The sequence below is a fragment of the Pseudomonas petrae genome, from assembly GCF_021728295.1.
GTDB classification, from domain to species: Bacteria; Pseudomonadota; Gammaproteobacteria; order Pseudomonadales; family Pseudomonadaceae; genus Aquipseudomonas; species Aquipseudomonas petrae.
Window position 1 is genome coordinate 313,386 of sequence record NZ_JAKJXE010000007.1, and the last position, 22,095, is coordinate 335,480.

Genomic DNA, 22,095 nt, shown 5'->3' on the forward strand with positions numbered 1-22,095 from the left:
AGTCAAAAGCGTGACAAAACAGCGATTTGCAGCGGCTATATGTCGCGTTTTCGCATAGGCCCAAAATTGTTTTCCACAATTCGGCTGCGCTATAAAAAAGCCCCGGAAGTTATCCACCCGGGGCTTGTTTTTACAACTGTGACCTGTAATCAGTGACCGCCGAGATAGGCGTTCCTGACTTCCTCATTAGTAAGCAATTCCTTACCCGTACCTGTCAGGCGAATCTCGCCGTTGACCATCACGTAAGCGCGGTCCGACAGCTTCAGCGCGTGGTTGGCGTTCTGCTCGACCAGGAAGATGGTCATGCCGGTCTGCGCCAGCTCACGCAGCGTCGCGAAAATCTGCTTAACGATGATCGGCGCCAGCCCCAGGCTCGGCTCGTCCAGCAGCAGCAACTTAGGACGGCTCATCAACGCACGGGCGATGGCGAGCATTTGCTGTTCGCCGCCGGACATGGTCATCGCCCGCTGGTTGCGACGCTCCTTGAGCCGCGGGAACATCTCGAACATGCGCTGCATGTCTTCACTGGCGTGTTTGTCGCCGATGGGGATGGTGCCCATCATCAAGTTCTCTTCCACCGACATGTCCGGGAACACGCGGCGGCCTTCCGGCGATTGCGCGATGCCGTTGGACGCGATGTAGTGCGACGATTTGTGGGTGATGTCGGTGCCCTGATAGATGATCTGGCCGCTGGCCGCGCGTGGCTGGCCGAAGATCGACATCAGCAGCGTGGATTTACCCGCGCCGTTGGAGCCGATCAGGCTGACCGTTTCGCCCTCATCAATGTGCATCGAGACTTTCTTCAGGGCCTGAATCGGCCCGTAATACACGTCGATCTCTTTCAGTTCGAGGATCGGCTTACTCATACCAACTCCTCTTCATCAGCGCCCAGATACGCCGCGATCACTTTCGGATCGTTGCGGATCTGCTCCGGTTTGCCCTTGGCGATCACGTTGCCGTGGTCGAGCACGACGATGTCGTCGGAAATGCCCATGACCATGCCCATGTCGTGCTCGATCAGCACGATGGTCATGTCGTGATCGTCGCGCAAGTGGCGAATCATGCCGCTCAACGCCTCGGTTTCCTGGGGGTTCAAGCCGGCCGCCGGCTCGTCCAGGCAGATGACCTGCGGACGCGTGCACATCGCTCGCGCGATCTCAAGACGGCGTTGCTGGCCGTAGGAAAGCTCGCCGGCCAGACGGTTGGCGCAGTCCACCAGATCCACCACTTCGAGCCAGTAGAACGCGGTGTTCATGGCGTCGTCTTCGGCCTTGCGATAGGCCTTGGTGTTGAGGATGCCGGCCAGCATGTTGCGGTTAACCCACATGTGCTGTGCGACCAGCAGGTTCTCGACCACGGACATTTCCTTGAACAGGCGAATGTTCTGGAAAGTACGCGCAAGCCCTGCACGGTTTACCAGGTGCGTGCCGCCGAACATCTTGTAGTACAGCCGGCTGCCGAAGCGCTTGGGCGAAGCGAAGTCGGCGGCGCGAAACTGCTCGCCGAGCAGCTGAATCACGTTGGTCTTCTTGCCCCGCGCATTGAGCTCGATGCGCCCGCCGGTGGCCTTGTAGAAGCCGGTCAGGCAGTTGAACACCGTGGTCTTGCCGGCGCCGTTCGGGCCGATGAGGGCGAAGATCGAGTTGCGCCGCACTTGCAGGCTGACGTCGCTGAGGGCCTTGATGCCGCCGAAGTGCATCATCAGGTTTTCGACGGACAGAACGATTTCGTCGCTCATCACGCGCCCTCCACGTTGGCCAACACGCCTTTGCGTGGCTGCACGCCGGTACGGCTGATGCGAATCAGGCCACGCGGACGCCAGATCATCATCAGCACCATGAGGATGCCGAACAGCAAGACGCGGTATTCCGCGAAGCTGCGCAAGAGTTCCGGTGCGACGGTCAGCACGAATGCCGCGATGACCACGCCGACGGTCGAGCCCATGCCGCCGAGCACGACGATGGCCAGAATCAGCGCTGACTCGAAAAAGGTGAACGAGGTCGGGTTGACGAAGCCTTGATAGCTGGCAAAGAACACACCGGCCAGACCCGCCGTCGAGGCGCCGATGGTGAAGGCCGAAAGCTTGACCAGCACGTGGTTCAGGCCCATGGAGCGGCAGGCGATCTCGTCCTCACGCAGTGCTTCCCACGCGCGGCCGACCGGCATGCGCGTCAGGCGGTGCTTGACGTACAGCACAGCCAGCACCACCAGGAACAGCACGGTGTAGATGAAGATGAATTTCAGGTCCGGGTTGTATTCGAAGCCGAAATACTCGTGGATCGGGATGCCGCCGTCTTTGGCGCGACGTCCGAATTCCAGGCCGAAGAAGGTCGGCGCCGGGACTGCCACGCCGTTCGGTCCGCCGGTGAAAGACAGCCAGTTATTGAGCACCAGACGAATGATCTCGCCGAAACCCAGGGTCACGATCGCCAAGTAGTCCCCGTGCATGCGCAGCACCGGAAAGCCGAGGATGCAACCGGCAAGTGCCGCTGCAATTGCTGCCAGCGGCAACGCCGACCAGAACCCCAGACCCAGATACTGATAACCCAGCGCCAGGCCGTACGCGCCAATCGCATAGAAGGCCACGTAACCCAGATCGAGCAGACCGGCGAGGCCCACCACGATATTAAGGCCCAGGCCCAGCAGCACGTAGATCAGGCCGAGGATAACCACGGTCAGCACGTACTTGTCAGCGAAGATCGGGAAGATCACCGCGATCAGGATCATCAGCGGGATGATAAAGCGCAGGCGCGTCTTGTAACCCGGCGGCAGCACGTGCACGCCAGAGCCCGAACTTTCAAAGCTCTGCGCGATGGCCACGCCCTTCGGCGTCTGCAGGAACAGGCTCATGAAGAAACGACCGACAACGACCACGCCCACCAGCACGGCGACGCGGCCCGGTTGCAGGTTGAAGCCGTAGCCGTCCAGCACAATGCCGACGATCGGGCCGAACACGATCAGCGCCAGCAGCCCGGCGATCACCGCGTCGACCAGGCTTTGTTTGATATCAATGGGTTTAGTAGGTGCAGACATGGTTATACCTTCGCCACGAGTGGGCGACCCAGCAGGCCTTGGGGACGGAAGATCAGAATCACTACCAGCAGGCCGAAACTGAACACATCTTTGTAGTCGGAGTTGATTAGGCCGGAGAACTGCGACTCGGCAACCCCCAGGATCAGGCCGCCAAGCATGGCGCCCGGCAACGAACCAATGCCGCCGAGTACCGCTGCGGTAAACGCCTTGATGCCGATGACGAAGCCGGCGAAGAAGTCGAACGTGCCGTAGTTCATGGTGATCAGCACGCCGGCCAGTGCCGCCATGGCCGCACCGATGACGAACACGTAGGAAATGACCCGGTCGGTGTTGATGCCCAGAATCGAGGCCATCTTGCGATCCTGCTGCGTGGCGCGGCACATCCGGCCCAGCTTGGTGTACTTGATGATGTAAGTCAGTACGCCCATGCCGACGAAGGCAGCGATCAGGATGAAGATTTTGGTGTAGGTAATCTGTACGAAACCGCTGCCCACATCGAAGCGCATGGCGCCTTCGAGCAGGGTCGGTACGCCTTGCTGGCGTGGGCCCTGAGCGATCTGCGCGTAGTTCTGCAGAATCAGGGAAATGCCGATCGCACTGATCAGCGGCGCCAGACGGGTCGAGTTACGCAGCGGTTTGTACGCCACTCGCTCGATGACGAAACCGTACACACCGGTCACCACAATGGTGAAGATCAGTGTGCCGAGAATCAGAAAGGGGAATGACTCAACGCCGAAGAACGACAGCACGGCGAGGCCGATGGCTGCGAGGTAGGCGGAGATCATGTACACATCGCCGTGGGCGAAGTTGATCATGCCGATGATGCCGTAGACCATCGTGTAACCGATGGCGATCAGGCCATAGACCGAGCCCAGTGTCAGGCCGTTGACCATTTGCTGCAGGAAAATACCGTCCATCACGCACGCTCACGAACTTGAAAGGCCAACCTGGCGCGCGGCGACCAGTCCCTCGTGAGGAATAGAGCGGCGCACACAGTGGCAACAGAAGAAATCCGGCGCCGCTGTCTGACAGCGCCGATTACCGGATCAGGTTGTTTCCCGGCTCACCCCCGGGAAACAACCGATCCGACTAAGCGCTCAACTCACTTCTGCTTTTCGAGCTGGTGGTATTTGCCGTCCTTGTCCCACTGGTAAACAACGTAGTCAGAGACTTTCAGGTCGCCCTTGGTGTCCCAGGCTTTCTCGCCCATGACGGTTTTGACAGGATGGGCTTTCAGGAACTTGGCAGCGTCTTCGCCTTTGTTCGACTTGGCGCCGTTGAAACCGGCGGCCAGGGCCTGAACCGACGCGTAAGCGTAGAGGGTGTAGCCTTCTGGCTCGTAGCCGGATTTGCGGAACTGCTCAACCACGGCCTTGCTGTCTGGCAGCATGCGCGGGTCGGCGCCGAAGGTCATGTACACGCCATCGACGTATTGCGCGCCGCCAGCGGTGGTGACCAGTTCGTCGGTGACAACGCCGTCGTCGGACATGAATTTCACGTCTTTCAGGCCTTGTTCACGCAGCTGGCGAACCAGTGGACCGGCTTCCGGGTGCAGACCGCCGAAGTAAACCACGTCAGCGCCAACGGAACGGATCTTGGTGACCAGGGCGCTGAAGTCTTTCTCGCCGCGGGTCAGACCTTCTTCCAGCACAGGCTTTACGCCACGCTTGGTCAGCTGCTTGGCGGTGGCATCTGCCAGGCCTTTGCCGTAGGTGTCCTTGTCGTTGATGACGGCGATCTTTTTGCCCTTGAGCACATCGACGATGTAGTCGCCGGCAACGATGCCTTGCTGATCGTCACGGCCGCACATACGGAACATGGCGCTCAGGCCGCGCTCGGTCACGGTCGGGTTGGTGGAGCCAGGGGTGATCGCGATGATGCCGGCTTCGTCATAGACTTCCGACGCCGGGATGGTCGAGGAGGAGCAGAAGTGACCGACAACGCCGGCGACTTTGTCAGACGCGGCCTTGTTGGCAACGGCAACGGCCTGTTTCGGTTCGCAAGCGTCGTCGTAGGCGGTCAGGACGATTTTATCGCCGTTGACGCCGCCCGCAGCGTTGATGGCATCGGCAGCTGCTTGAGCGCCCTTCATGTACTGCTCGCCGAATGAGGCGTTGGCGCCGGTCATCGGGCCTGCAACGCCGATCTTGATGTCGGCTGCCTGCGCAAATGAAGCCGCACCCATGGCAGTAGCCACTGCGAGTGCAAGAAAGCCTTTCCTGTAGAACGTCTGCGACATGAGTTGGTGCTCCTGGGTTTTTTAATTAGCACTGCGACCACAGAGCTGCTGCGAGCAAGTGGCGTGCCATCGGTTTTTTATTCTTGAGAAACTCGTCGTTTTGTCGCTATCCGACTGATTTCTGCCCATTTTCACAGGGCGTGCAACCGTCTAAACCGCGCAAGGTGCAACCTCGCGACTTCAAAAGAGCAACCTTTGGGAAGCAGGCGCGCAACCGCGCCGTCCCCACCTGTACAACCCTGTTGTTACAGCCTGCGTCACCGAACTGCACACCGCCGGTGCGGACCCGCTACGGGACGCACCATTTGAGGGTAGTGGATGTAGGAAAAAGTGTAGTTTTGGAGAGAGATTTCTTCTCAGATCACGATTCTGAGGCATTGGCCCGCATGGTATAGCGAAAAGCCAGCCTCGTACAAAGAACTGCGCAGTCCAACGGCCGCCAGCGGCTGCATCTGCGCAAAGGGGATGGGTAGAACACTGGCGTTGCCGCTGCACAGATAATCGGCGAATGCTTTACCGACCACCGTCCCTGTGGTGTTGCCGCGTCCGTTGTAACCGGTGACCGCGACCAGTCCGGGTGCAGGTTCGAACATTCGCAGCAAGTGATCGGGCGTAAACGCGATGCAGCCGGTCCACGTGCATTCCCAATCAACTGGTTTGAGATACGGGAAATAATGCTGCTGCACGCGATCGGCCCATGCCTTCAGAAACCAGCCGGGCTTCTGATTGCCATTACCCAGACTGCCCAACAACAGCCGGCCCTCGGCATCGCGACGAATGCTGCTGAGCACCTGCCGCGTGTCCCAGGAGCCCTGCCCGCCCGGCAAAATCTGCTGCGCCGCGTCTTCGGTCAGTGGCGCCGAGGCCACTTGATAGTAATAGCCGGGGAAGAAGTTGCGCCGAAGCTCCGTCCACTCGCCCTCGGTATAGGCGTTGGATGCGATAACAACTTGCTCGGCAAGCACCGCGCCGCTTTCGGTGATCACGCACCAGCGCGAGCCTTGTCGCTCAAGGCGTTTGACCGGCGAGTGATCGAAACGCTGACCGCCCAATTGCGTGACGGCCGCCGCCAGCCCGCTGGTGTAGGCCATTGGGTTAATGGTGCCAGCGCGGTGATCGAGTAATGCGGAGGTAATCTCGGTGGTGCCGGTCGCTTCCTGACAGGCCTTGCCGGTGAGCAATTCCACAGGCGCGCCGCGACGTTTCCATTGTTCCTCACGGCTGCGCAGGTCCAGCTCGCCCTTGGCGTTGTGCGCCATGTGCAGCGTGCCTTTGCGCGTCGCCTGGCAGTCGATGCCGTATTTTTCTAACAGGCTGAAGACCAGCGACGGCGCATTGCCGAGCATGGTGTTGAGCTGGCTGCCGACTTTCTCGCCGAACCCGCCTTCAATTTCGTCAGGCGGAATCCACAGGCCGGCGTTGACCAGTCCTACGTTCCGGCCGGACCCGCCTTGCCCGGTGCGATGGGCTTCGACGACAGCGACCGTCTTGCCTTGCTCAAGCAGATGAATGGCCGCCGACAAACCCGTGATGCCTGCGCCAATGACGCACACATCGACAGTCACTTCCCCGCTCAACGCGGGCGCTTCGGGCCTTTGTGGCGTCAGCGTTTCCCACAGACATTCTTCGCGTAACGGCATCGCAAAACCTCGGAGAGAGACAGCCAGACCTGATCGTTCCCACGCTCCGCGTGGTAATGCAGCCGGTGACGCTCCGCGTCACAAAAATCGGGCGCGGAGCGCCTGGGGATGCGTACCCACGCAGAGCGTGGGCACGATCAAACTTACTGCCGCTGCGCGCCAGATCGCGGGACAAGCCACGCTCCTACACAAAGCATCAATCAAACGTAATGCCCTGGGCCAGCGGCAGTTCGCGGGAGTAGTTCACCGTGGCGGTCTGGCGACGCATGTAGCCTTTCCACGAGTCCGAGCCGGATTCGCGGCCACCGCCGGTTTCTTTTTCCCCACCGAACGCGCCACCAATCTCTGCACCACTCGGGCCAATGTTGACGTTGGCGATGCCGCAATCGCTGCCCAGCGCCGAAATGAACTGCTCCGCCTCGCGCACATCGGTGGTGAAGATGCAGGAGGACAAACCTTGCGGTACGTCGTTGTTCAGGCGTACAGCCTCGCTGAACTCTTCGTACCCGACCACGTACAGAATCGGCGCAAAAGTTTCGCTGCGTACGACATCGCTCTGCTCCGGCATCTCGACGATGGCCGGCGAGATGTAATACGCGTTCGGAAATTTTTCCTCCAACTGGCGCTTGCCGCCGAACACCCTACCGCCTTCGCTCAACGCCTGCTCCAGCGCTTCCTGCATGTTTTCATAGCTTTGCTTGTCGATCAGCGGACCGACCAGATTGCCTTCCAGCGGGTGCCCGATGCGCACTTTGGCGTACGCCGCTTTCAGGCGCTCGACGAACTCCGCCTTCACTGACGAGTGCGCGATCAAACGGCGCAGGGTGGTGCACCGTTGACCCGCTGTGCCGACGGCACTGAACAGCACCGCGCGCACGGCCAGATCCAGATCGGCACTCGGGGTCAGAATCATCGCGTTGTTGCCGCCCAGCTCCAGAATACTGCGGGCGAAACGTGCAGCGAGTTTCGGCGCCACTTCGCGGCCCATGCGCGTGCTGCCGGTGGCGCTGATCAGCGCGACGCGGGCGTCATCCACCAACGCCTCACCGGCTTCGCGGCCGCCGACGATGCATTGGGTGAGGTACTGCGGAGCATCCGAAAATTCAGCCGCGACTTTATCGAACAGCGCCTGGCAGGCCAGCGCAGTGAGGGGCGTTTTTTCCGACGGTTTCCAGATCACCGAGTTGCCGCAGACCAGCGCCAGGGCGGTGTTCCACGACCAGACAGCGACAGGAAAGTTGAACGCGCTGATGACGCCGACGACGCCCAGCGGATGCCAGGTTTCACGCATGTGGTGGCCCGGGCGCTCGGAAGCGATGGTCAGGCCGTACATCTGACGCGACAGGCCGACGGCGAAGTCGCAGATGTCGATCATTTCCTGCACTTCACCCAGCCCTTCCTGAGTGATCTTGCCGGCTTCCCACGACACCAGCTCACCGAGGTCGGTTTTGTGTCTGCGCAGCGCTTCGCCAAACAGACGAATCAGCTCGCCGCGACGGGGCGCAGGTACTTTGCGCCACGCTTCGAATGCGTGGTCGGCGCGGGTGATGCGCTGCTCGACTTCAGCGGCGCTTTCCCAGCTCACCGACGCAACCTGGCTGCCATCGATCGGCGTGTGAACAGGCTTGTCGCCCTGTTGATAAAGCGCGGCATCGACACCGAGTCGGGTAAGCAGATCGTTGAGCATGGTTTCTCCTGAAACTGATCGTAAGCGCAAAAGCGGAATGCCAAATGTTGGTTATTTCGTCAGCCTCTAGTAATAGCTGGCAGGCGACACTGCAACAAACGACGATTAAGCGAGATATCATTCCGTTTTTTCATGCTGACGCTGAACGAGCCGAATATGCTGAGCAAACGCCATCTCCCGTCGGTCACCGCGCTGCAATGCTTTGAAGCGGTGACCCGTCACCTGAGTTTCACCCGCGCAGCCGAGGAGCTGAACCTCACACAGAGCGCCGTCAGCAAGCAGGTCGCCCAGCTGGAAGAATTGGTGCAGCACCTGTTGTTCCGAAGGGTTCGTCGGCGCCTGCAACTGACGCCAGCCGGTGCGCTGTACCTGGGGGAAGTGCGCAAAGTGCTCATGCAGATGGAAATGTCGACGCACTTCCTCCGTTCCTACGGCGGTGAGACCGAAGTCCTGCGCGTGTCAACGCCGTCGACCTTCGGCGCCCGCTGGCTGGTGCCGCGACTCAAGGGCTGGCGTTTGCGTCATCCGCATATTCATCTGGATTTGGTCAACGAGCAGGAAAGCGATGACCTGGCCCAGAGCCGCTGCGACCTGTCGTTCTATTTCGGCGGTGGCGCCCGACCCGGTGCCGAAAGTGTGAAGCTGTTCAGCGAAGAGCTGATCCCGGTCTGCGCCCCCGGCAGCGTGCCCGACGAACCCTTCACCGATCCTACGCAACTGACCGATCTGGTCCTGCTGCAAAACGCGCACCGCCCCCAGGCCTGGCATGACTGGTTCGAGAGTCAGGGCTACCAGACCGAGCACAGCTACCACGGCCCGCGTTTCGAAACGATCTACATGTGCATTCGCGCGGCGCAAGTGGGCTGCGGCGTCGCGCTGCTGCCTCGGTTTCTGGTGGAAGAAGAACTGGCGGACGGCAAGCTGATGATCCCATGGCAACACGCCCTGCCGAGTCAGGATGCTTACTACCTGGCGTACCCGGAGCATGCGGCCGAAGTGCCGAAGATTCGCGTGTTTGTGGAATGGATGCTCGAACAGCTCAACGAGCCAACGCCGCAGTGACAGCATTCCCGGCTAAAGCCGGTCCCACAAGTTGGGGTCCAGCCAGTCCCATTGGGTGCACGCGATGCTTTTAGTGGGACCGGCTTCAGCCGGGAAGAGGCCAGTTTGCGCACCATGAAATCTGCGGTGTGACCACCAACGCCTTCCCGGCTAAAGCCAGTCCTACAAGTGCACGGGATCCCACAATTGGGTTCCAGACAGTCCCATTGGACGGACGCGGTAAATTTGTGGGACCGGCTTCAGCCGGGAAGAGGCCCGTGTACGCACTCTCAAGCCTGCGGTGTGACGACTGATGCATTCCCGGCTAAAGCCAGTCCTAGAAGTGCACGGGATCCCACAATTGGGTTCCAGACAGTCCCATTAGATGGACGCGGTAAATTTGTGGGACCGGCTTCAGCCGGGAAGAGGCCCGTGTACGCACTCTCAAACCTGCGGTGTGACGACTGACGCATTCCCGGCTAAAGCCAGTCCCACAGTTAACGTTCAGCCGGTCCCAGAATTGGAGTTCAGGCCAGCCCCTACAATCGGAGTCCAGCCGGTCCAACGGGAGGCACTCGGTCAGTCGCTGAAACATTTCTGCCCCTCTTCCACGACGACTGGCATTATGTGGGCCATCGTCAATCACAAACCGGACGTACCGCCACAGCGCTACCGCAAGGTTGTATGCGACACCCAATTGAATCCCGGGCCGCACCTTGGCGGCCCGCTGCTGGCTGGAGCGACACAATGAGTGAGAGCGCTTTCGCGGATCGCATCGTGCAGAACCTGCTCGATACCGACCTCTATAAGCTGAGCATGATGCAGGCCGTGCTGCACAACTACCCCAACGTCGAAGTGGAGTGGGAGTTTCGCTGCCGCAACGGTGAGGACCTCAGGCCGTATCTGGCCGAGATCCGCCATCAGATCGAGCAGCTCTGCGACCTGTCGCTGAGTGTCGAGGAGACCGGTTTCCTCGAACGCATCAACTTCATGAAGCCCGACTTCCTGCGTTTCCTCGGGCTGTTTCGTTTCAACTTGCGCTACGTCCAGACCACCATCGAAAACGACGAACTGTGCATCCGCCTGTCAGGCCCCTGGCTGCACGTGATCCTCTTCGAAGTGCCCGTCCTGGCCATCGTCAGCGAAGTCCGCAATCGCCATCGCAACCCGGAAACCCTGCTCAGCCAGGCCCGCGATCAGCTGTATCGCAAACTCGACTGGCTGAACGCAACCGCTACCGCCGATGAGTTGGCGGAGTTAAAAGTGGCTGACTTCGGCACGCGCCGGCGCTTCTCCTACGCGGTGCAGGAAGACGTCGTTTCGGTGCTGAAAAAGGATTTCCCCGGCCAGTTCGTCGGCACCAGCAACGTGCACCTGGCGCGCAAATTCGACCTCAAACCGCTCGGCACCATGGCCCACGAATGGATCATGGCTCATCAGCAACTCGGTCCGCGCCTGATCGACAGCCAGATTGCCGCGCTCGATTGCTGGGTGCGCGAGTACCGCGGCCTGCTGGGTATCGCGCTGACAGACTGCATTACCACCGATGCCTTCCTCGGTGATTTCGACCTGTTCTTCGCCAAGCTCTTCGACGGCCTGCGCCACGACTCGGGCGATCCTGTGCAGTGGGCCGAAAAATGCATCCGTCATTATCAAAAGCTGGGCATCGAGCCGATGAGCAAGACGCTGGTGTTCTCCGACGGGTTGAATCTGCCCAAGGCGCTGGAAATATTCCGCGCGCTGCGTGGTCGCATCAACGTCAGTTTCGGGATCGGCACCAACCTGACCGCCGACATCCCGGGGATCCAGCCGATGAGCATCGTGCTGAAAATGACCGCCTGCGCCGGCCAGCCCGTCGCCAAGATTTCCGACGAGCCCGGAAAAACGCAGTGCAAGGACCCGGAATTCGTGTCCTATCTGCGCCACGTATTCAAGGTGCCAGCCTGAGTCGAGCACCGACCGCCGCCCCTTTTCTATGCCATTCCTTTTTTGCTCAAGGAGTCAATCATGCAAGACGTACAGCGCGAGATCGCCCGGCAGCTCAACGTCCAGCCGCCTTTTGCCAATGACCAGGCGCTGCAGGCGGAAGTCAGCCGCCGCGTGCAATTTATCAAGGACTGCCTGCATAACGCTCGCCTGAAGGTACTTGTGCTGGGTATCAGTGGTGGCGTGGACTCCCTGACGGCCGGCTTGATGGCGCAACGCGCCATTCGCGAGCTGCGTGAAAGCACTGGCGACAATGCCTACACCTTCGTTGCCGTACGCCTGCCGTACCACATCCAGCACGACGAACATGAAGCCACGGCATCGGTGGATTTCATCAATCCCGACGAGCGCCACACAGTGGACATCGCACCCTCGGTGAAAGCGTTGGTTGAGCAGATCAAGGCCTTCGAGGGCCAGGCCGCCAGTGCCGTGGATTTCGTCAAAGGCAACATCAAGGCCCGGGCGCGGATGGTCGCGCAGTACGCCATTGCCGGCGTCAAAGGCGGTCTGGTCATCGGCACCGACCATGCGGCTGAAGCGGTCATGGGCTTCTACACCAAGTTCGGCGACGGCGCTTGCGACCTGGCGCCGTTGAGCGGTCTGGTGAAGAACCAGGTCCGCGCGATCGCCCGCAGCTTCGGCGCACCGCAAAACCTCGTCGAGAAAGTCCCCACCGCCGACCTCGAAGAGCTGGTTCCCGGCAAACCGGACGAAGCGGCACACGGCATTAGCTACGCAGAGATCGACGCCTTCCTGCACGGCGAGCCGGTGAAGCCGGAAACCGCCGAGCTCATTGTCAGCACCTACCGCAAGACCCAGCACAAGCGGGATCTGCCTTACGCGCCGTAACCCTTTCGGGAACGGAAACGTGCGCGCCTGTGGGCTGGGAATCCAGTCCATCGGACGCATGCAAGTCCTGTAGGAGCGCGCTTGCCCGCGAAAGCGTTTCGTCAGTTGCCATCTGCGTAACTGACCCAACTCATTCGCGGGCAAGCGCGCTCCTACAGTGATTCACGCGATCCGCGACACAGGCCAAATGGCGCTGCATTCAAAAACGGAATGAACCCGTTATTTCTTTTCGCTTGATGGCGTTCGCCATCACGGCTTACATAGCGCTCTGACTTTCCCGCCCAGAGCCGCTATCCATGAACGCTTTCCAAGGCCTCTTCACCCTCGTTGCGTCCACCGTCGGTCAGCCCGCTGCGGCATGGCTCGAACACCGCGTCGAGGTGCCGCAGGCGCTGGGCGGGTTTTCCTGGTCTGACGAGGCGGTCCATCGGGTCTGGCTCGCCGAAGCGTTGAACCTGTGCCTGTTCCACAAGCTGGTAGAGGCCGTGCCCGACGGGCTTCGCTATGTGGACGAGCAATTCGAGGGCGGCCGCAAGGTGGTGTTTGACCACGGCGCCATCCGCACCGTCGATTGGGCGGACAACGGCGAATTGCCGCGCGGTCGTCAGGCCTTCTCGCGCTTGCTGGAGCCGCTGGGCTTCACCGATGTGCGCACCTATCCGCTGACCAGGCTGAACATGACCGGTTGGGGCTATCGCCAAATGGACCTGCCCGAAGACATCGCGCAGTTCTTCGTTTCCGAACTCCATCCCGGGCGTCTCAGCCAGGGCTTTCAAGACGCGGTCAGCCGTGTCGTCGGTTCGAGCCGCGACCCGTTGAGCCCTGAAGACCTGAGCGTTCTGAATCGCCTGCGCACCACCCGCCATTGCAGCGTAGCCGAAGCCACGCGCCTGCTACCGGCGCTGTATCGCGCGTTTGGCCGCCAGCACGGCGTCGTTCGGGAAGATGACTATCGCCAACTGCTTGGCGAAAGCGCGGAGATGGCGTGGATCGCGACCGAAGGCAACAGCTTCAATCACCTGACGGACCGGGTTGCGGATCTGGAAGCGACGGTGGCCGAACAGAATCGGCGCGAGCGGCCGATGAAGGACAGCATCGAGGTGTCTGGTTCGGGAAGGGTCATGCAGACCGCGTACAAGGCCTGCACGGTGAGCCGAGCGCTGTTGAATGCCGAGGGCGTCGTGGTGACGCACAAGGTGCCGGGCTCATTCGTTGAATTCATCCAGCGCAAGATCGACCCTGACAACGGCAAGATCGATCTCAACTTCGACAGCAGCAACGCCCAGGGCATCTTCAAGATGACCGACTCGAAGCAGGTCTAGCGGTCACTTCAGCGTGACAGTGCCTTTCATCATGGCGATGTGGCCAGGGAACGAGCAGAAGAAGCCGTATGTCTCGGCCGGGTCCAGCTTGGATACGTCGAACGTGACCGAATCCTTCTCGCCTCCGCCGATCACTTTGGTGTGGGCAATTACGCGCGCGTCACCCTCCTTCAGATAATCCTTATCGATGCCGACGCTCAAGCCATCGGTCGCGATCGGCTGCATATCGGCTTCTTTGCTGATGACCAGGTTATGGCCCATGACGGCCTTCGGCAGGCTGCCCGTGTGTTTAAGCGTGACGGTGAACTGCTCGCAGCTCTTGTCGATTTCGATGGCTTTGGTCGTGAACGACATCTGGTCGGTGGAATCGACTTCGGCCGAGCATTCGGCCGCCAGCAGGTGCCCACTGGCCAAAGTCAGAACGGATGCAGCGACAAGCTTGCGAATCATGGTGCGTCTCCTGGTGGGGCAGCCCTTTACTTTGTATACAAAGACTGCCCTAAATTAGAACAATTTATCAACCGTTATTACTGAGCACCTCTGGGCGGCCTCTATCAGGGCCATCGAGACAATCAAACAGTCAGCACTACGATGGCTGCATAAGATCGCCCTGTCACCCACCTTCAGGACGATCTCATGCAACTCTCCAGCATTTTGCGCAGCCTGCTCGCCGCTTACGCCTGTGGCGCATCGGGTAATTACGACCGCGCCAGCCAGGATTACGGCGTCTATCAACGCGCGGCTTCCAACGGTCAAGACCTGTAATGGCGGGCAACTGACCGGCATCGATGACCCGGTGAGGAAAAATACCACGCCGGTTTTGCACCATTCTCAGGCAGAATGTGCTGACTTATCGCCTGCCTCGAGGACTGCCCATGGCCAAACCCAACTATTCCTTCGCCAAACGCCAACGTGATCTGGCAAAAGAGCAAAAGAAAGAGGAAAAAGCACAGCGCAAGCAGGCCGAGAAGGCTGAAGCAGAGGCTGGAGAAGGTGAAGTCGTAGACGGTGAAAACACCGAAGGCTCCACCGAAGCTGAAGACTCCACCGAAGTAAAAGGCTCCGCCGAAGAAAAGCCTGCTGAGTGATTAGAACCTCAGATTGCTGAACCATGCCTGGCATGGATGAACGCTGAACATTGTAGGAGCGCGCTTGCCCGCGATGCATTTACTGAATCCCACGCATCTACGTTGGCAGTAACATTTTCGCGGGCAAGCGCGCTCCTGCAATGCGTCTCCCTTCTCACATCGCAATCGGCATCACGGTCACACGCACTTCCGGATCATGACTCCCGCCTCCCAGAATCACCCCCCGCAACGGCGACACGTCAGAAAAGTCCCTCCCCCACGCCAGACTGATGTGCTCAAGCGCAGGCTGAACGTTGTTGGTCGGATCGAAATCCACCCAACCCAGCGCCGGACAGAACACCGACACCCACGCGTGGGACGCATCGGCGCCGATCAGCCGTGGCTGACCGGGCGGCGGCTGGGTCAGCAGATAGCCGCTGACATACCGCGCCGCCAGACCGCGCGAACGCACGCACGCCAGCATCAAGTGAGCGAAGTCCTGACAGACACCCCGGCGGGTTTCCAGGACTTCCACCAGCGGCGTCGCAACTTGAGTCGCCTCGCCATCAAAGGTGAATTCTTCGAATATCTTCTCCATCAGCGCCTGCGCGCACAGCAGCATAGGCCGCCCCGCAGGAAAGCAGCTGGCAGAGAACTCGACGAATGTCTGCTTCAGGTGTACGTAAGGCGATTCGAAGCGATAGCGGCAGGCATCGAGGATGTCCGGTGCCATCCTCGACGCGCTGTAGGTCAGCCGGTGCTGCGTCTCGTCCCATGAAGCGGACCCATTGAAATCCAGCAGCGGCCGTTCCAGCACTTCAATGCGCAGGCGCGCGTTGACCTGCAGCTCATCGTGGGGACGTTCGAATGCCAGGCGCGTCAGCGGATTGCCGAACACGTCCAGCTCATCGCGGCGCGTGGTCGGCGTCGGGCTGATGACCAGATGCTTTTCAAGGCAACGCTGCCAGGGACTGCGCCGCGGCCACAGATGCGCGAGCTGCTGCGCCAGGGAAACCGGGCTGTCGTATTTGTAGTGAGTGTCGTGGATGATCTGATACTGGGCGCTGTTCATCAGACCGACACCGTGCGCTGACTGACGTCGTCTACGTGGGCGAAATGACGCAGCGCAAGCCGGTCAGAAACATGGCCGCTGGTATCGCCTATGGTCTGCAGCAAATCCGCCAGCCCATCCAGCGCCGCCTTGACGCTGCTCTCGCCGAACAACCCTTCCTCCAGGCAGCCCAGATCAAAGACCGACAGCCGCTGAATCAGCGCCGCGAGGCTGTTGTCCTGGGGCACGCCGAAATCCTCGTTCATGCGTTTCACCGAGCGGGCCACCAGCTTGAGCTGGAACAGCACCGCATGGGGGTTTTGATCGTCCAGCACCAGCAAATCAAGCACCGGGATCAGCTGCGGCAGGGCCAGATAGCGCGAGCGGTAGGTGATCCCGCTGTTGCCCAGTTCAAGCAGCCCGTCCAGGGCGTCCTGATGAAACACTGCCTCGCTGCGCAGGAAGGCCGCCAGCGTCGTGCACAGAAACTGCAAGCGCTCGATGCGCCGCCCGATCATCAGGAAGCGCCAGCCCTCGTCGCGGGTCATGTCGTCCAGGGCGAAACCTGACAGCGCCGCCAGCGACATCACCAGTCGGTTGAGAAAATCCAGCAGCTCGCCGAAATCAGGGGTCTCGGTCTCCAGGCTCATGGCTTCACGCTGCAATTCCACCAGCGCCTGCCAGTTCTCGCGGGACAACTTACCGCGCACCTGGGACGCCGCCCACTGCAAGCGCTGCAAGTTCGAGCGCAGGCTGAACGGCCAGTCGTCGCCCAACAACGCTTCGAGCAAACGCTCATGCAGCTTGCTCGGCTCATCTTCATCCTCGAGCGGAAGCAGATTCAACCGTTCCGCCAGCTCGACCGCCGCTTGCAGGGCGACCGGATCATCGCCATCGACATAGCGCGTCAGCATGATCCGCAGCAGGCGCGCGCTGTTGTCGCATCGCTCGCAATAACGACCGAACCAGAACAGGTTTTCCACGACCCGAGACGGCAGATACGGGTCGCGACGAATCAGGTCGTGTACGCCCAGCGAATGGCGATTCTTCCACGGCTCGCTACCCAGCGGACGCTCACCGAGGATCCAGGTGTCCTTGCTTGCGCCGCCGCGCTGCATCGACACCACGTCGGCGTCGGCATCGGCGGCCACGCGGGTCAATCCGCCCGGCAGCACACGATAGCCATCGGCCGTCGCCACTGCGTACACGCGCATGCCGATGGCCCGGGGCTGCAGCTGACTGTCCTCGCCCTGCCAGACCGGCGCGTGGGACAACTGCGCCAGTTCCTGCGCGACGTAGGCATAGGGACGGGCCTGCATGCGCGCGGCCAGGGCCTGACGCTCTTCCTCGCTGAGATCGCGGCCGAACACCGGGGCGAAACTCTGGGACGGAAACGCGGGTTTGATGAGCAGCTCAGGCATCTTCTCCAGCGCCTGCGCCAGCACCGGCGGCTCGCCGCACCACCACGTGGCGATCGATGGCAACAGCAGCTCTTCGCCAAACAGGTGTTCATTGATTTTGGGCAGAAAACCCAGTAGCCCGGGCGACTCCAGCACGCCGCTGCCCAAGGCGTTGGCAACCAGCACGCGACCCTGTCGCACGGCTTGCAGCAGGCCCGGCACGCCCAGCGCCGAATCCGTGCGCAATTCCAGCGGATCGCAGAAGTCGTCGTCCAGACGGCGCATGATCGCGTGAACTCGACGCAGGCCGCTGAGGGTTTTCAGGTACACCGTGGCATCGCGCACGGTCAGGTCGCTGCCTTCCACGAGCGGATAGCCCAGCTGACCGGCCAGATAAAGATGCTCGAAATAGCTCTCGTTGAAACGTCCGGGCGTCAGCAACACCACCAGCGGTGCTTCGTGGCTGGTCGGTGCCTGGCGCGCGAGTGTTTCCTGCAGCGACCGAAAGAAATTCGAGAGGTGCTGGACTTGCAGATCCCGGTACAACTCGGGAAACGCCCGCGACACGATCAGGCGGTTTTCCAGCGCGTAACCCGCACCCGACGGCGCCTGAGTCCGGTCGGCGGTGACCCACCAGCGACCGTCGGGCGTGCGCGCCAGGTCCACCGCGTACACATGCAGAAAGGTCCCTTCGGGCGGCGTCACGCCCTGGCATGGCCAGAGAAAATTGTTGTGGCCGAACACCAGTTCCGCCGGCAGCAGACCTTCGGCGATCAGTTCCTGCGGGCCGTAGAGATCAGCCAGCACGGCATTGAGCAGACGCGCGCGCTGGGCGATGCCGGCCGCCAGTGGCTGCCACTCTTCCAGTGGAATCACGTGGGGCAGCATGTCCAGTTCCCAGGGCCGATCGGCACCCTTGGGGTCGGCGTAGACGTTATAGGTGACGCCGTTTTCCTGAATCTGCCGGGCGAGCAGCGCCTGACGCTGGATGAGCTGCGCAGGTGTGCTGCGCTGGAGATGCTCGTGCAGACGCTGCCAATGCGACCGAACGGCGCCGCTGGCATCCAGCATCTCGTGATAGGTACCCGGGGTGAGCGGATAGTGGTCAAGCAGGTCAGGCATGGAAGGCTCGGCAGACAACAAAAGGACTCGAATCAACAGCGCTTAGACTAGCGCAGACAACATGACACGCAGGGGCGCTCTCCATGTTTTAAACGGGCGGCATGGCGACCTGACCCCACGTCAGGTCGCCGGCGCGGCTACCGATGCAGGCGCAGGTCCAGGGTCATCGGCAATTCATCGTTGAGGGTCAGCGCAGGAACCTCCAGTTTGCCGGGGCTGTGGCCGACCCGGAAGAACCGCGCCAGACGTCGGCTTTCCGCTTCATTGGCGTTCACCGGCAGGGTTTCGTAATTGCGCCCGCCGGGATGGGCGACATGATACTCGCAGCCCCCCAGCGAGCGCTGCATCCAGGTGTCGAGGATGTCGAAGACCAGCGGCGCATGCACCGGGATCGTCGGCTGCAAGGCGTTGGTCGGCTGCCAGGCGCGGTAGCGCACCCCCGCAACGAACTCGCCCACGCGCCCAGTCGGTCGCAAAGGCACCGGCACGCCATTGCAGGTGAGCATGTAACGCTGCGGCGGCAGACCCGTGACTTTCAGCTGCAAGCGCTCAAGTGACGAGTCCACATAGCGAACCGCGCCACCCGCTGCACCCTCCTCGCCCAAGACGTGCCACGGCTCCAGCGCCTGACGCAGCTCCAGCTCGATACCGCTGACGGCGTAGTCGCCGACCTTCGGAAAGCGAAACTCCAGATGCGCCGCAAACCACTCGGCGCGCACGGGATAACCCGCATTGTTGAGCTCGGCGATGACGTCGGCGAAATCCTGCTCGATGAAGTGAGGCAGCATGAACCGGTCATGCAGCTCGGTGCCCCAGCGCGCCAGCTTCGTCGGTGCATAAGGCTCGCGCCAGAAACGCGCGACCAGTGCCCGCAGCAACAACTGCTGCGCAAGGCTCATGCGCGCGTGCGGCGGCATCTCGAACGCGCGCAGTTCCAGCAGACCCAAACGGCCGGTGGCGCCATCGGGCGAGTACAGCTTGTCGATGCAGAATTCCGCGCGGTGGGTGTTGCCGGTCACGTCGATCAGCAGGTTGCGCAGCAGCCGGTCCACCAGCCACGGCGCGCATTCTTCGCCCGGCTCGGGCATCTGCGAAAAGGCGATTTCCAACTCGTACAACGAGTCGTTGCGCGCTTCGTCGACCCGCGGTGCCTGCGAGGTCGGGCCGATGAACAACCCGGAGAACAAGTAGGACAGCGACGGGTGGTTATGCCAGTAGCTCAACAGGCTGCGTAGCAGATCCGGCCGACGCAAGAAGGGCGAGTCGCCCGGCGTCGCGCCACCGAGGACAAAATGGTTGCCGCCGCCGGTGCCTGTATGGCGCCCGTCGATCATGAATTTTTCAGTGGTCAGCCGGGTCAGGCGCGCCTGTTCGTAAAGAAATTCGGTGCGTTCGACCAACTCGTCCCACGTCGACGACGGCTGCACGTTCACTTCAATCACGCCAGGATCCGGGGTGATACGAAAGTTCGCCAGACGCGGATCGCTCGGTGGCTCGTAACCTTCCAGTAACACCGGGCAGCGCATGTCTTCAGCCGTCGCTTCGATGGCGGCGACCAATTCCAGATAGGCCTCAAGGGATTGCAGCGGCGGCATGAATAGATATAACCGCCCGCCGCGCGCCTCGGCGCTCAGTGCGGTGCGGGTCAACCAATCGGCCGACTCGTCGATCTCGGGTTCGCGGTCGACACTGGGATCGCCCTGCTCTGCCAAGCCGTCCAGTCGCGACTGAACCTCGTCGCGGTCGGGCAGCTCGGCAAATGCCTGGTTGTGATCGGTCGGATGGATGTAGGGGTATTCCGCCGCCTTGACCCACGGCTGCGAAGCCAGGGGCAAGCGATAGCCAAGGGCGGAATCCCCCGGAACCAGACGGCAATGCTCGTCGCGCAGGTACCAGCGGCCGCTCTGCCAGTGATCGTCGGCCGCGGTTCGCGCCAGCGGCAGAACGTGGCCGATGATTGTGTCGAGCCCTTGAGAGAATACTTTGCGCAGGCGGGCACGCTCGAGGGGGTCCTCAAGACGCGAAGCTTCGGCGCTGACGTTTTTGGGCAGCGCGCCCTCACGCCACAGGTAATAGAAGTTGTCTTCGTACGCGGGGAAAACGAAGCGCGTCGGCAGCTTCAGCCGCTCGGCAATGCTGCGCAGGAAACTGCCTGCCATCTCGCTGTCGGCGCCATAGTCCCGGGTTTCGTCGGCAACCAGCGCGTTGTTGCGCCACACGGATTGCCCGTCCTTACGCCAGAAGCAGTTCAGCGACCAGCGCGGCAACTGCTCACCGGGGTACCACTTGCCCTGACCGAAATGAACGATGCCCTGAGGCGCGTAATGGTTGCGCATGCGCTGGTACAACTCGGCCGACAGCAGACGCTTCTTCGGACCCAGCGCGGCGGTGTTCCATTCATCGCCGTCACGGTCGTCGATGGACACAAAGGTCGGCTCGCCGCCCATGGTGAGGCGCACGTCATGGGCGACCAGATCGCTGTCGATCTGGCGTCCCAGCGCCTGAATGTCCTGCCACTGCTCTTCGGTGTAGGGCTTGGTGACGCGCGGCGCTTCCCAGATACGCTCCACCGACATCTCGTGGCTGAACTCGGTTTTGCAGGGTTCGACCAGCCCGCTGATTGGCGCCGCCGAAGAAGGCTCGGGACTGCACGCCAACGGAATGTGACCCTCACCGGCAAACAAGCCGGAGGTCGCGTCAAGGCCCACCCAGCCAGCGCCCGGCAGATACACCTCGCACCAGGCGTGCAAGTCAGTGAAATCAACGTCGGTGCCGGACGGTCCGTCCAGCGCTTTGACATCGGCCTTGAGCTGAATCAAATAGCCGGACACAAACCGCGCGGCCAGGCCCAGGTGACGCAGCAATTGCACCAGCAGCCAGGCCGAGTCACGGCACGAGCCGGAGGCGTTTTCGAGGGTGTATTCCGGCGTCTGAATGCCCGGCTCCATGCGAATCAGGTAACCGATGTCATTGGCCAGACGCTGGTTAAGACCCACCAGAAAGTCGATCGCCGGAATCGGCGTGCGGTCGATGCTGTCCAGATACGCCTGAAATCTCGGGGTCAGCGGCAGCTTTTCCAGATAGGGCTGCAGCTCGTGATGCTCTTCGCGGGCATAGGTGAACGGGATCTTCTCGGCGTAAGGCTCAAGGAAGAAATCGAAGGGGTTGAACACCGCCATCTCGGCGACCAGGTCCACTTCGATACGTAGTTCGTCGGTTTTGTCCGGAAAAACCAATCTCGCCAGGTAATTCCCCTGCGGGTCCTGCTGCCAGTTGATGAAGTGGTTTTCAGGAAGGACTTTCAGCGAATACGACAACACGCGCGTACGGCTGTGGGCCGCCGGGCGCAAGCGGACGATCTGCGGACCCAGCTCTACCGCGCGTTCGTAGCGGTAATGCGTAACGTGGTGCAAGGCAATGTGAATCGACACGGCGTGCCTCCTGCGAGCCTGGACGGTAACGGAGCTGCGCAAGACTTATGCCACCCCGGCAAATCAGGCGCCCCCGGCATTGAGGTAGCTTGTTCAGCCAAGCACAGCACCAAAATCGCGCCAGCTTCAACGAATGGTGCAAGGGTCGCACGGAAATGAGGCGGGTGGGATTATTTGCACCGGAATGCAAAACGCCAGCTCGAAAGCTGGCGTTTTGTTGGAGCGAA

General features: G+C 61.2%; 17 protein-coding genes. 6 read left to right on the plus strand and 11 right to left on the minus strand.

From position 1 onward, the window contains the following. Positions 1–149 precede the first annotated feature (149 nt). The 7 genes from L4G42_RS14825 to amaB form a co-directional block, all read right to left on the minus strand. The gene (locus L4G42_RS14825) at positions 150–866 is read right to left on the minus strand and encodes an ABC transporter ATP-binding protein (protein ID WP_065987777.1); all 717 of its coding nucleotides are present in this window, start codon (positions 864–866) and stop codon (positions 150–152) included. Continuing rightward, on the minus strand, positions 863–1,738 hold the full coding sequence (locus L4G42_RS14830) for an ABC transporter ATP-binding protein (protein ID WP_192171073.1): 876 nt from the start codon (positions 1,736–1,738) through the stop codon (positions 863–865). The genes L4G42_RS14825 and L4G42_RS14830 overlap by 4 nt, the downstream gene beginning before the upstream one ends. Continuing rightward, positions 1,738–3,033, minus strand: coding sequence for a high-affinity branched-chain amino acid ABC transporter permease LivM (gene livM / locus L4G42_RS14835; protein ID WP_237251892.1), 1,296 nt, complete (start codon positions 3,031–3,033; stop codon positions 1,738–1,740). Before livM ends, L4G42_RS14830 begins: the two co-directional genes overlap by 1 nt. 2 nt (positions 3,034–3,035) lie before the next feature. Further along, positions 3,036–3,950 (minus strand): ABC transporter permease subunit, encoded by a 915-nt coding sequence (locus L4G42_RS14840; protein WP_037015668.1) that lies wholly within the window; start codon positions 3,948–3,950, stop codon positions 3,036–3,038. A gap of 185 nt (positions 3,951–4,135) precedes the next feature. Further along, positions 4,136–5,272, minus strand: coding sequence for an ABC transporter substrate-binding protein (locus L4G42_RS14845; RefSeq protein WP_074891393.1), 1,137 nt, complete (start codon positions 5,270–5,272; stop codon positions 4,136–4,138). Between the two features lie 356 nt (positions 5,273–5,628). Next, positions 5,629–6,912, minus strand: a complete 1,284-nt coding sequence (amaA, locus tag L4G42_RS14850; RefSeq protein WP_237251891.1) for an L-pipecolate oxidase — start codon at positions 6,910–6,912, stop codon at positions 5,629–5,631. A 196-nt stretch (positions 6,913–7,108) separates the two neighbouring features. Continuing rightward, positions 7,109–8,599, minus strand: a complete 1,491-nt coding sequence (amaB, locus tag L4G42_RS14855; RefSeq protein WP_237251890.1) for an L-piperidine-6-carboxylate dehydrogenase — start codon at positions 8,597–8,599, stop codon at positions 7,109–7,111. Positions 8,600–8,755: 156 nt separating this feature from the next. Here amaB and L4G42_RS14860 point away from each other — a divergent pair, with 156 nt between their 5' ends. From L4G42_RS14860 to L4G42_RS14875, 4 genes are all read left to right on the plus strand, one after another. Beyond that, on the plus strand, positions 8,756–9,661 hold the full coding sequence (locus tag L4G42_RS14860; protein ID WP_237251889.1) for a LysR family transcriptional regulator: 906 nt from the start codon (positions 8,756–8,758) through the stop codon (positions 9,659–9,661). Positions 9,662–10,387: 726 nt separating this feature from the next. Beyond that, the gene (pncB, locus tag L4G42_RS14865; RefSeq protein ID WP_237251888.1) at positions 10,388–11,587 is read left to right on the plus strand and encodes a nicotinate phosphoribosyltransferase; all 1,200 of its coding nucleotides are present in this window, start codon (positions 10,388–10,390) and stop codon (positions 11,585–11,587) included. Between the two features lie 60 nt (positions 11,588–11,647). Next, positions 11,648–12,475: an ammonia-dependent NAD(+) synthetase gene (nadE, locus tag L4G42_RS14870; RefSeq protein ID WP_237251887.1), complete on the plus strand. Its 828-nt coding sequence runs from the start codon at positions 11,648–11,650 to the stop codon at positions 12,473–12,475. 296 nt (positions 12,476–12,771) lie between these two features. After that, a complete protein-coding gene (locus L4G42_RS14875) occupies positions 12,772–13,797 on the plus strand; it encodes a DUF1338 domain-containing protein (RefSeq protein WP_237259270.1) in 1,026 nt (341 codons plus the stop codon). 3 nt (positions 13,798–13,800) lie between these two features. Here the strand turns inward: L4G42_RS14875 and azu are convergent, their stop codons facing one another. Beyond that, on the minus strand, positions 13,801–14,247 hold the full coding sequence (gene azu / locus L4G42_RS14880) for an azurin (RefSeq protein ID WP_237251885.1): 447 nt from the start codon (positions 14,245–14,247) through the stop codon (positions 13,801–13,803). Positions 14,248–14,433: 186 nt separating this feature from the next. Here azu and L4G42_RS26055 point away from each other — a divergent pair, with 186 nt between their 5' ends. Both L4G42_RS26055 and L4G42_RS14885 read left to right on the plus strand, forming a co-directional pair. Further along, positions 14,434–14,562, plus strand: coding sequence for a hypothetical protein (locus L4G42_RS26055; RefSeq protein WP_272903857.1), 129 nt, complete (start codon positions 14,434–14,436; stop codon positions 14,560–14,562). Between the two features lie 110 nt (positions 14,563–14,672). After that, on the plus strand, positions 14,673–14,885 hold the full coding sequence (locus L4G42_RS14885) for a hypothetical protein (RefSeq protein WP_237251884.1): 213 nt from the start codon (positions 14,673–14,675) through the stop codon (positions 14,883–14,885). A gap of 154 nt (positions 14,886–15,039) precedes the next feature. Here L4G42_RS14885 and L4G42_RS14890 read toward each other — a convergent pair whose 3' ends face one another. From L4G42_RS14890 to L4G42_RS14900, 3 genes are all read right to left on the minus strand, one after another. After that, entirely contained in the window at positions 15,040–15,936 is an 897-nt protein-coding gene (locus L4G42_RS14890) for a transglutaminase family protein (RefSeq protein WP_237251883.1), read from the minus strand. Next, positions 15,936–18,437 (minus strand): circularly permuted type 2 ATP-grasp protein, encoded by a 2,502-nt coding sequence (locus L4G42_RS14895; protein ID WP_237251882.1) that lies wholly within the window; start codon positions 18,435–18,437, stop codon positions 15,936–15,938. Before L4G42_RS14895 ends, L4G42_RS14890 begins: the two co-directional genes overlap by 1 nt. A gap of 137 nt (positions 18,438–18,574) precedes the next feature. After that, on the minus strand, positions 18,575–21,868 hold the full coding sequence (locus tag L4G42_RS14900; protein WP_237251881.1) for a transglutaminase family protein: 3,294 nt from the start codon (positions 21,866–21,868) through the stop codon (positions 18,575–18,577). Between the last annotated feature and the right edge of the window lie 227 nt (positions 21,869–22,095).

Coding starts and splice junctions, on each gene's coding strand:
- L4G42_RS14825 (WP_065987777.1), bottom strand. CDS start 866: ATGAGTAAGCCGATCCTCGAACTGAAAGAGATCGACGTGTATTACGGG.
- L4G42_RS14830 (WP_192171073.1), bottom strand. CDS start 1,738: ATGAGCGACGAAATCGTTCTGTCCGTCGAAAACCTGATGATGCACTTC.
- livM (WP_237251892.1), bottom strand. CDS start 3,033: ATGTCTGCACCTACTAAACCCATTGATATCAAACAAAGCCTGGTCGAC.
- L4G42_RS14840 (WP_037015668.1), bottom strand. CDS start 3,950: ATGGACGGTATTTTCCTGCAGCAAATGGTCAACGGCCTGACACTGGGC.
- L4G42_RS14845 (WP_074891393.1), bottom strand. CDS start 5,272: ATGTCGCAGACGTTCTACAGGAAAGGCTTTCTTGCACTCGCAGTGGCT.
- amaA (WP_237251891.1), bottom strand. CDS start 6,912: ATGCCGTTACGCGAAGAATGTCTGTGGGAAACGCTGACGCCACAAAGG.
- amaB (WP_237251890.1), bottom strand. CDS start 8,599: ATGCTCAACGATCTGCTTACCCGACTCGGTGTCGATGCCGCGCTTTAT.
- L4G42_RS14860 (WP_237251889.1), top strand. CDS start 8,756: ATGCTGAGCAAACGCCATCTCCCGTCGGTCACCGCGCTGCAATGCTTT.
- pncB (WP_237251888.1), top strand. CDS start 10,388: ATGAGTGAGAGCGCTTTCGCGGATCGCATCGTGCAGAACCTGCTCGAT.
- nadE (WP_237251887.1), top strand. CDS start 11,648: ATGCAAGACGTACAGCGCGAGATCGCCCGGCAGCTCAACGTCCAGCCG.
- L4G42_RS14875 (WP_237259270.1), top strand. CDS start 12,772: ATGAACGCTTTCCAAGGCCTCTTCACCCTCGTTGCGTCCACCGTCGGT.
- azu (WP_237251885.1), bottom strand. CDS start 14,247: ATGATTCGCAAGCTTGTCGCTGCATCCGTTCTGACTTTGGCCAGTGGG.
- L4G42_RS26055 (WP_272903857.1), top strand. CDS start 14,434: ATGCAACTCTCCAGCATTTTGCGCAGCCTGCTCGCCGCTTACGCCTGT.
- L4G42_RS14885 (WP_237251884.1), top strand. CDS start 14,673: ATGGCCAAACCCAACTATTCCTTCGCCAAACGCCAACGTGATCTGGCA.
- L4G42_RS14890 (WP_237251883.1), bottom strand. CDS start 15,936: ATGAACAGCGCCCAGTATCAGATCATCCACGACACTCACTACAAATAC.
- L4G42_RS14895 (WP_237251882.1), bottom strand. CDS start 18,437: ATGCCTGACCTGCTTGACCACTATCCGCTCACCCCGGGTACCTATCAC.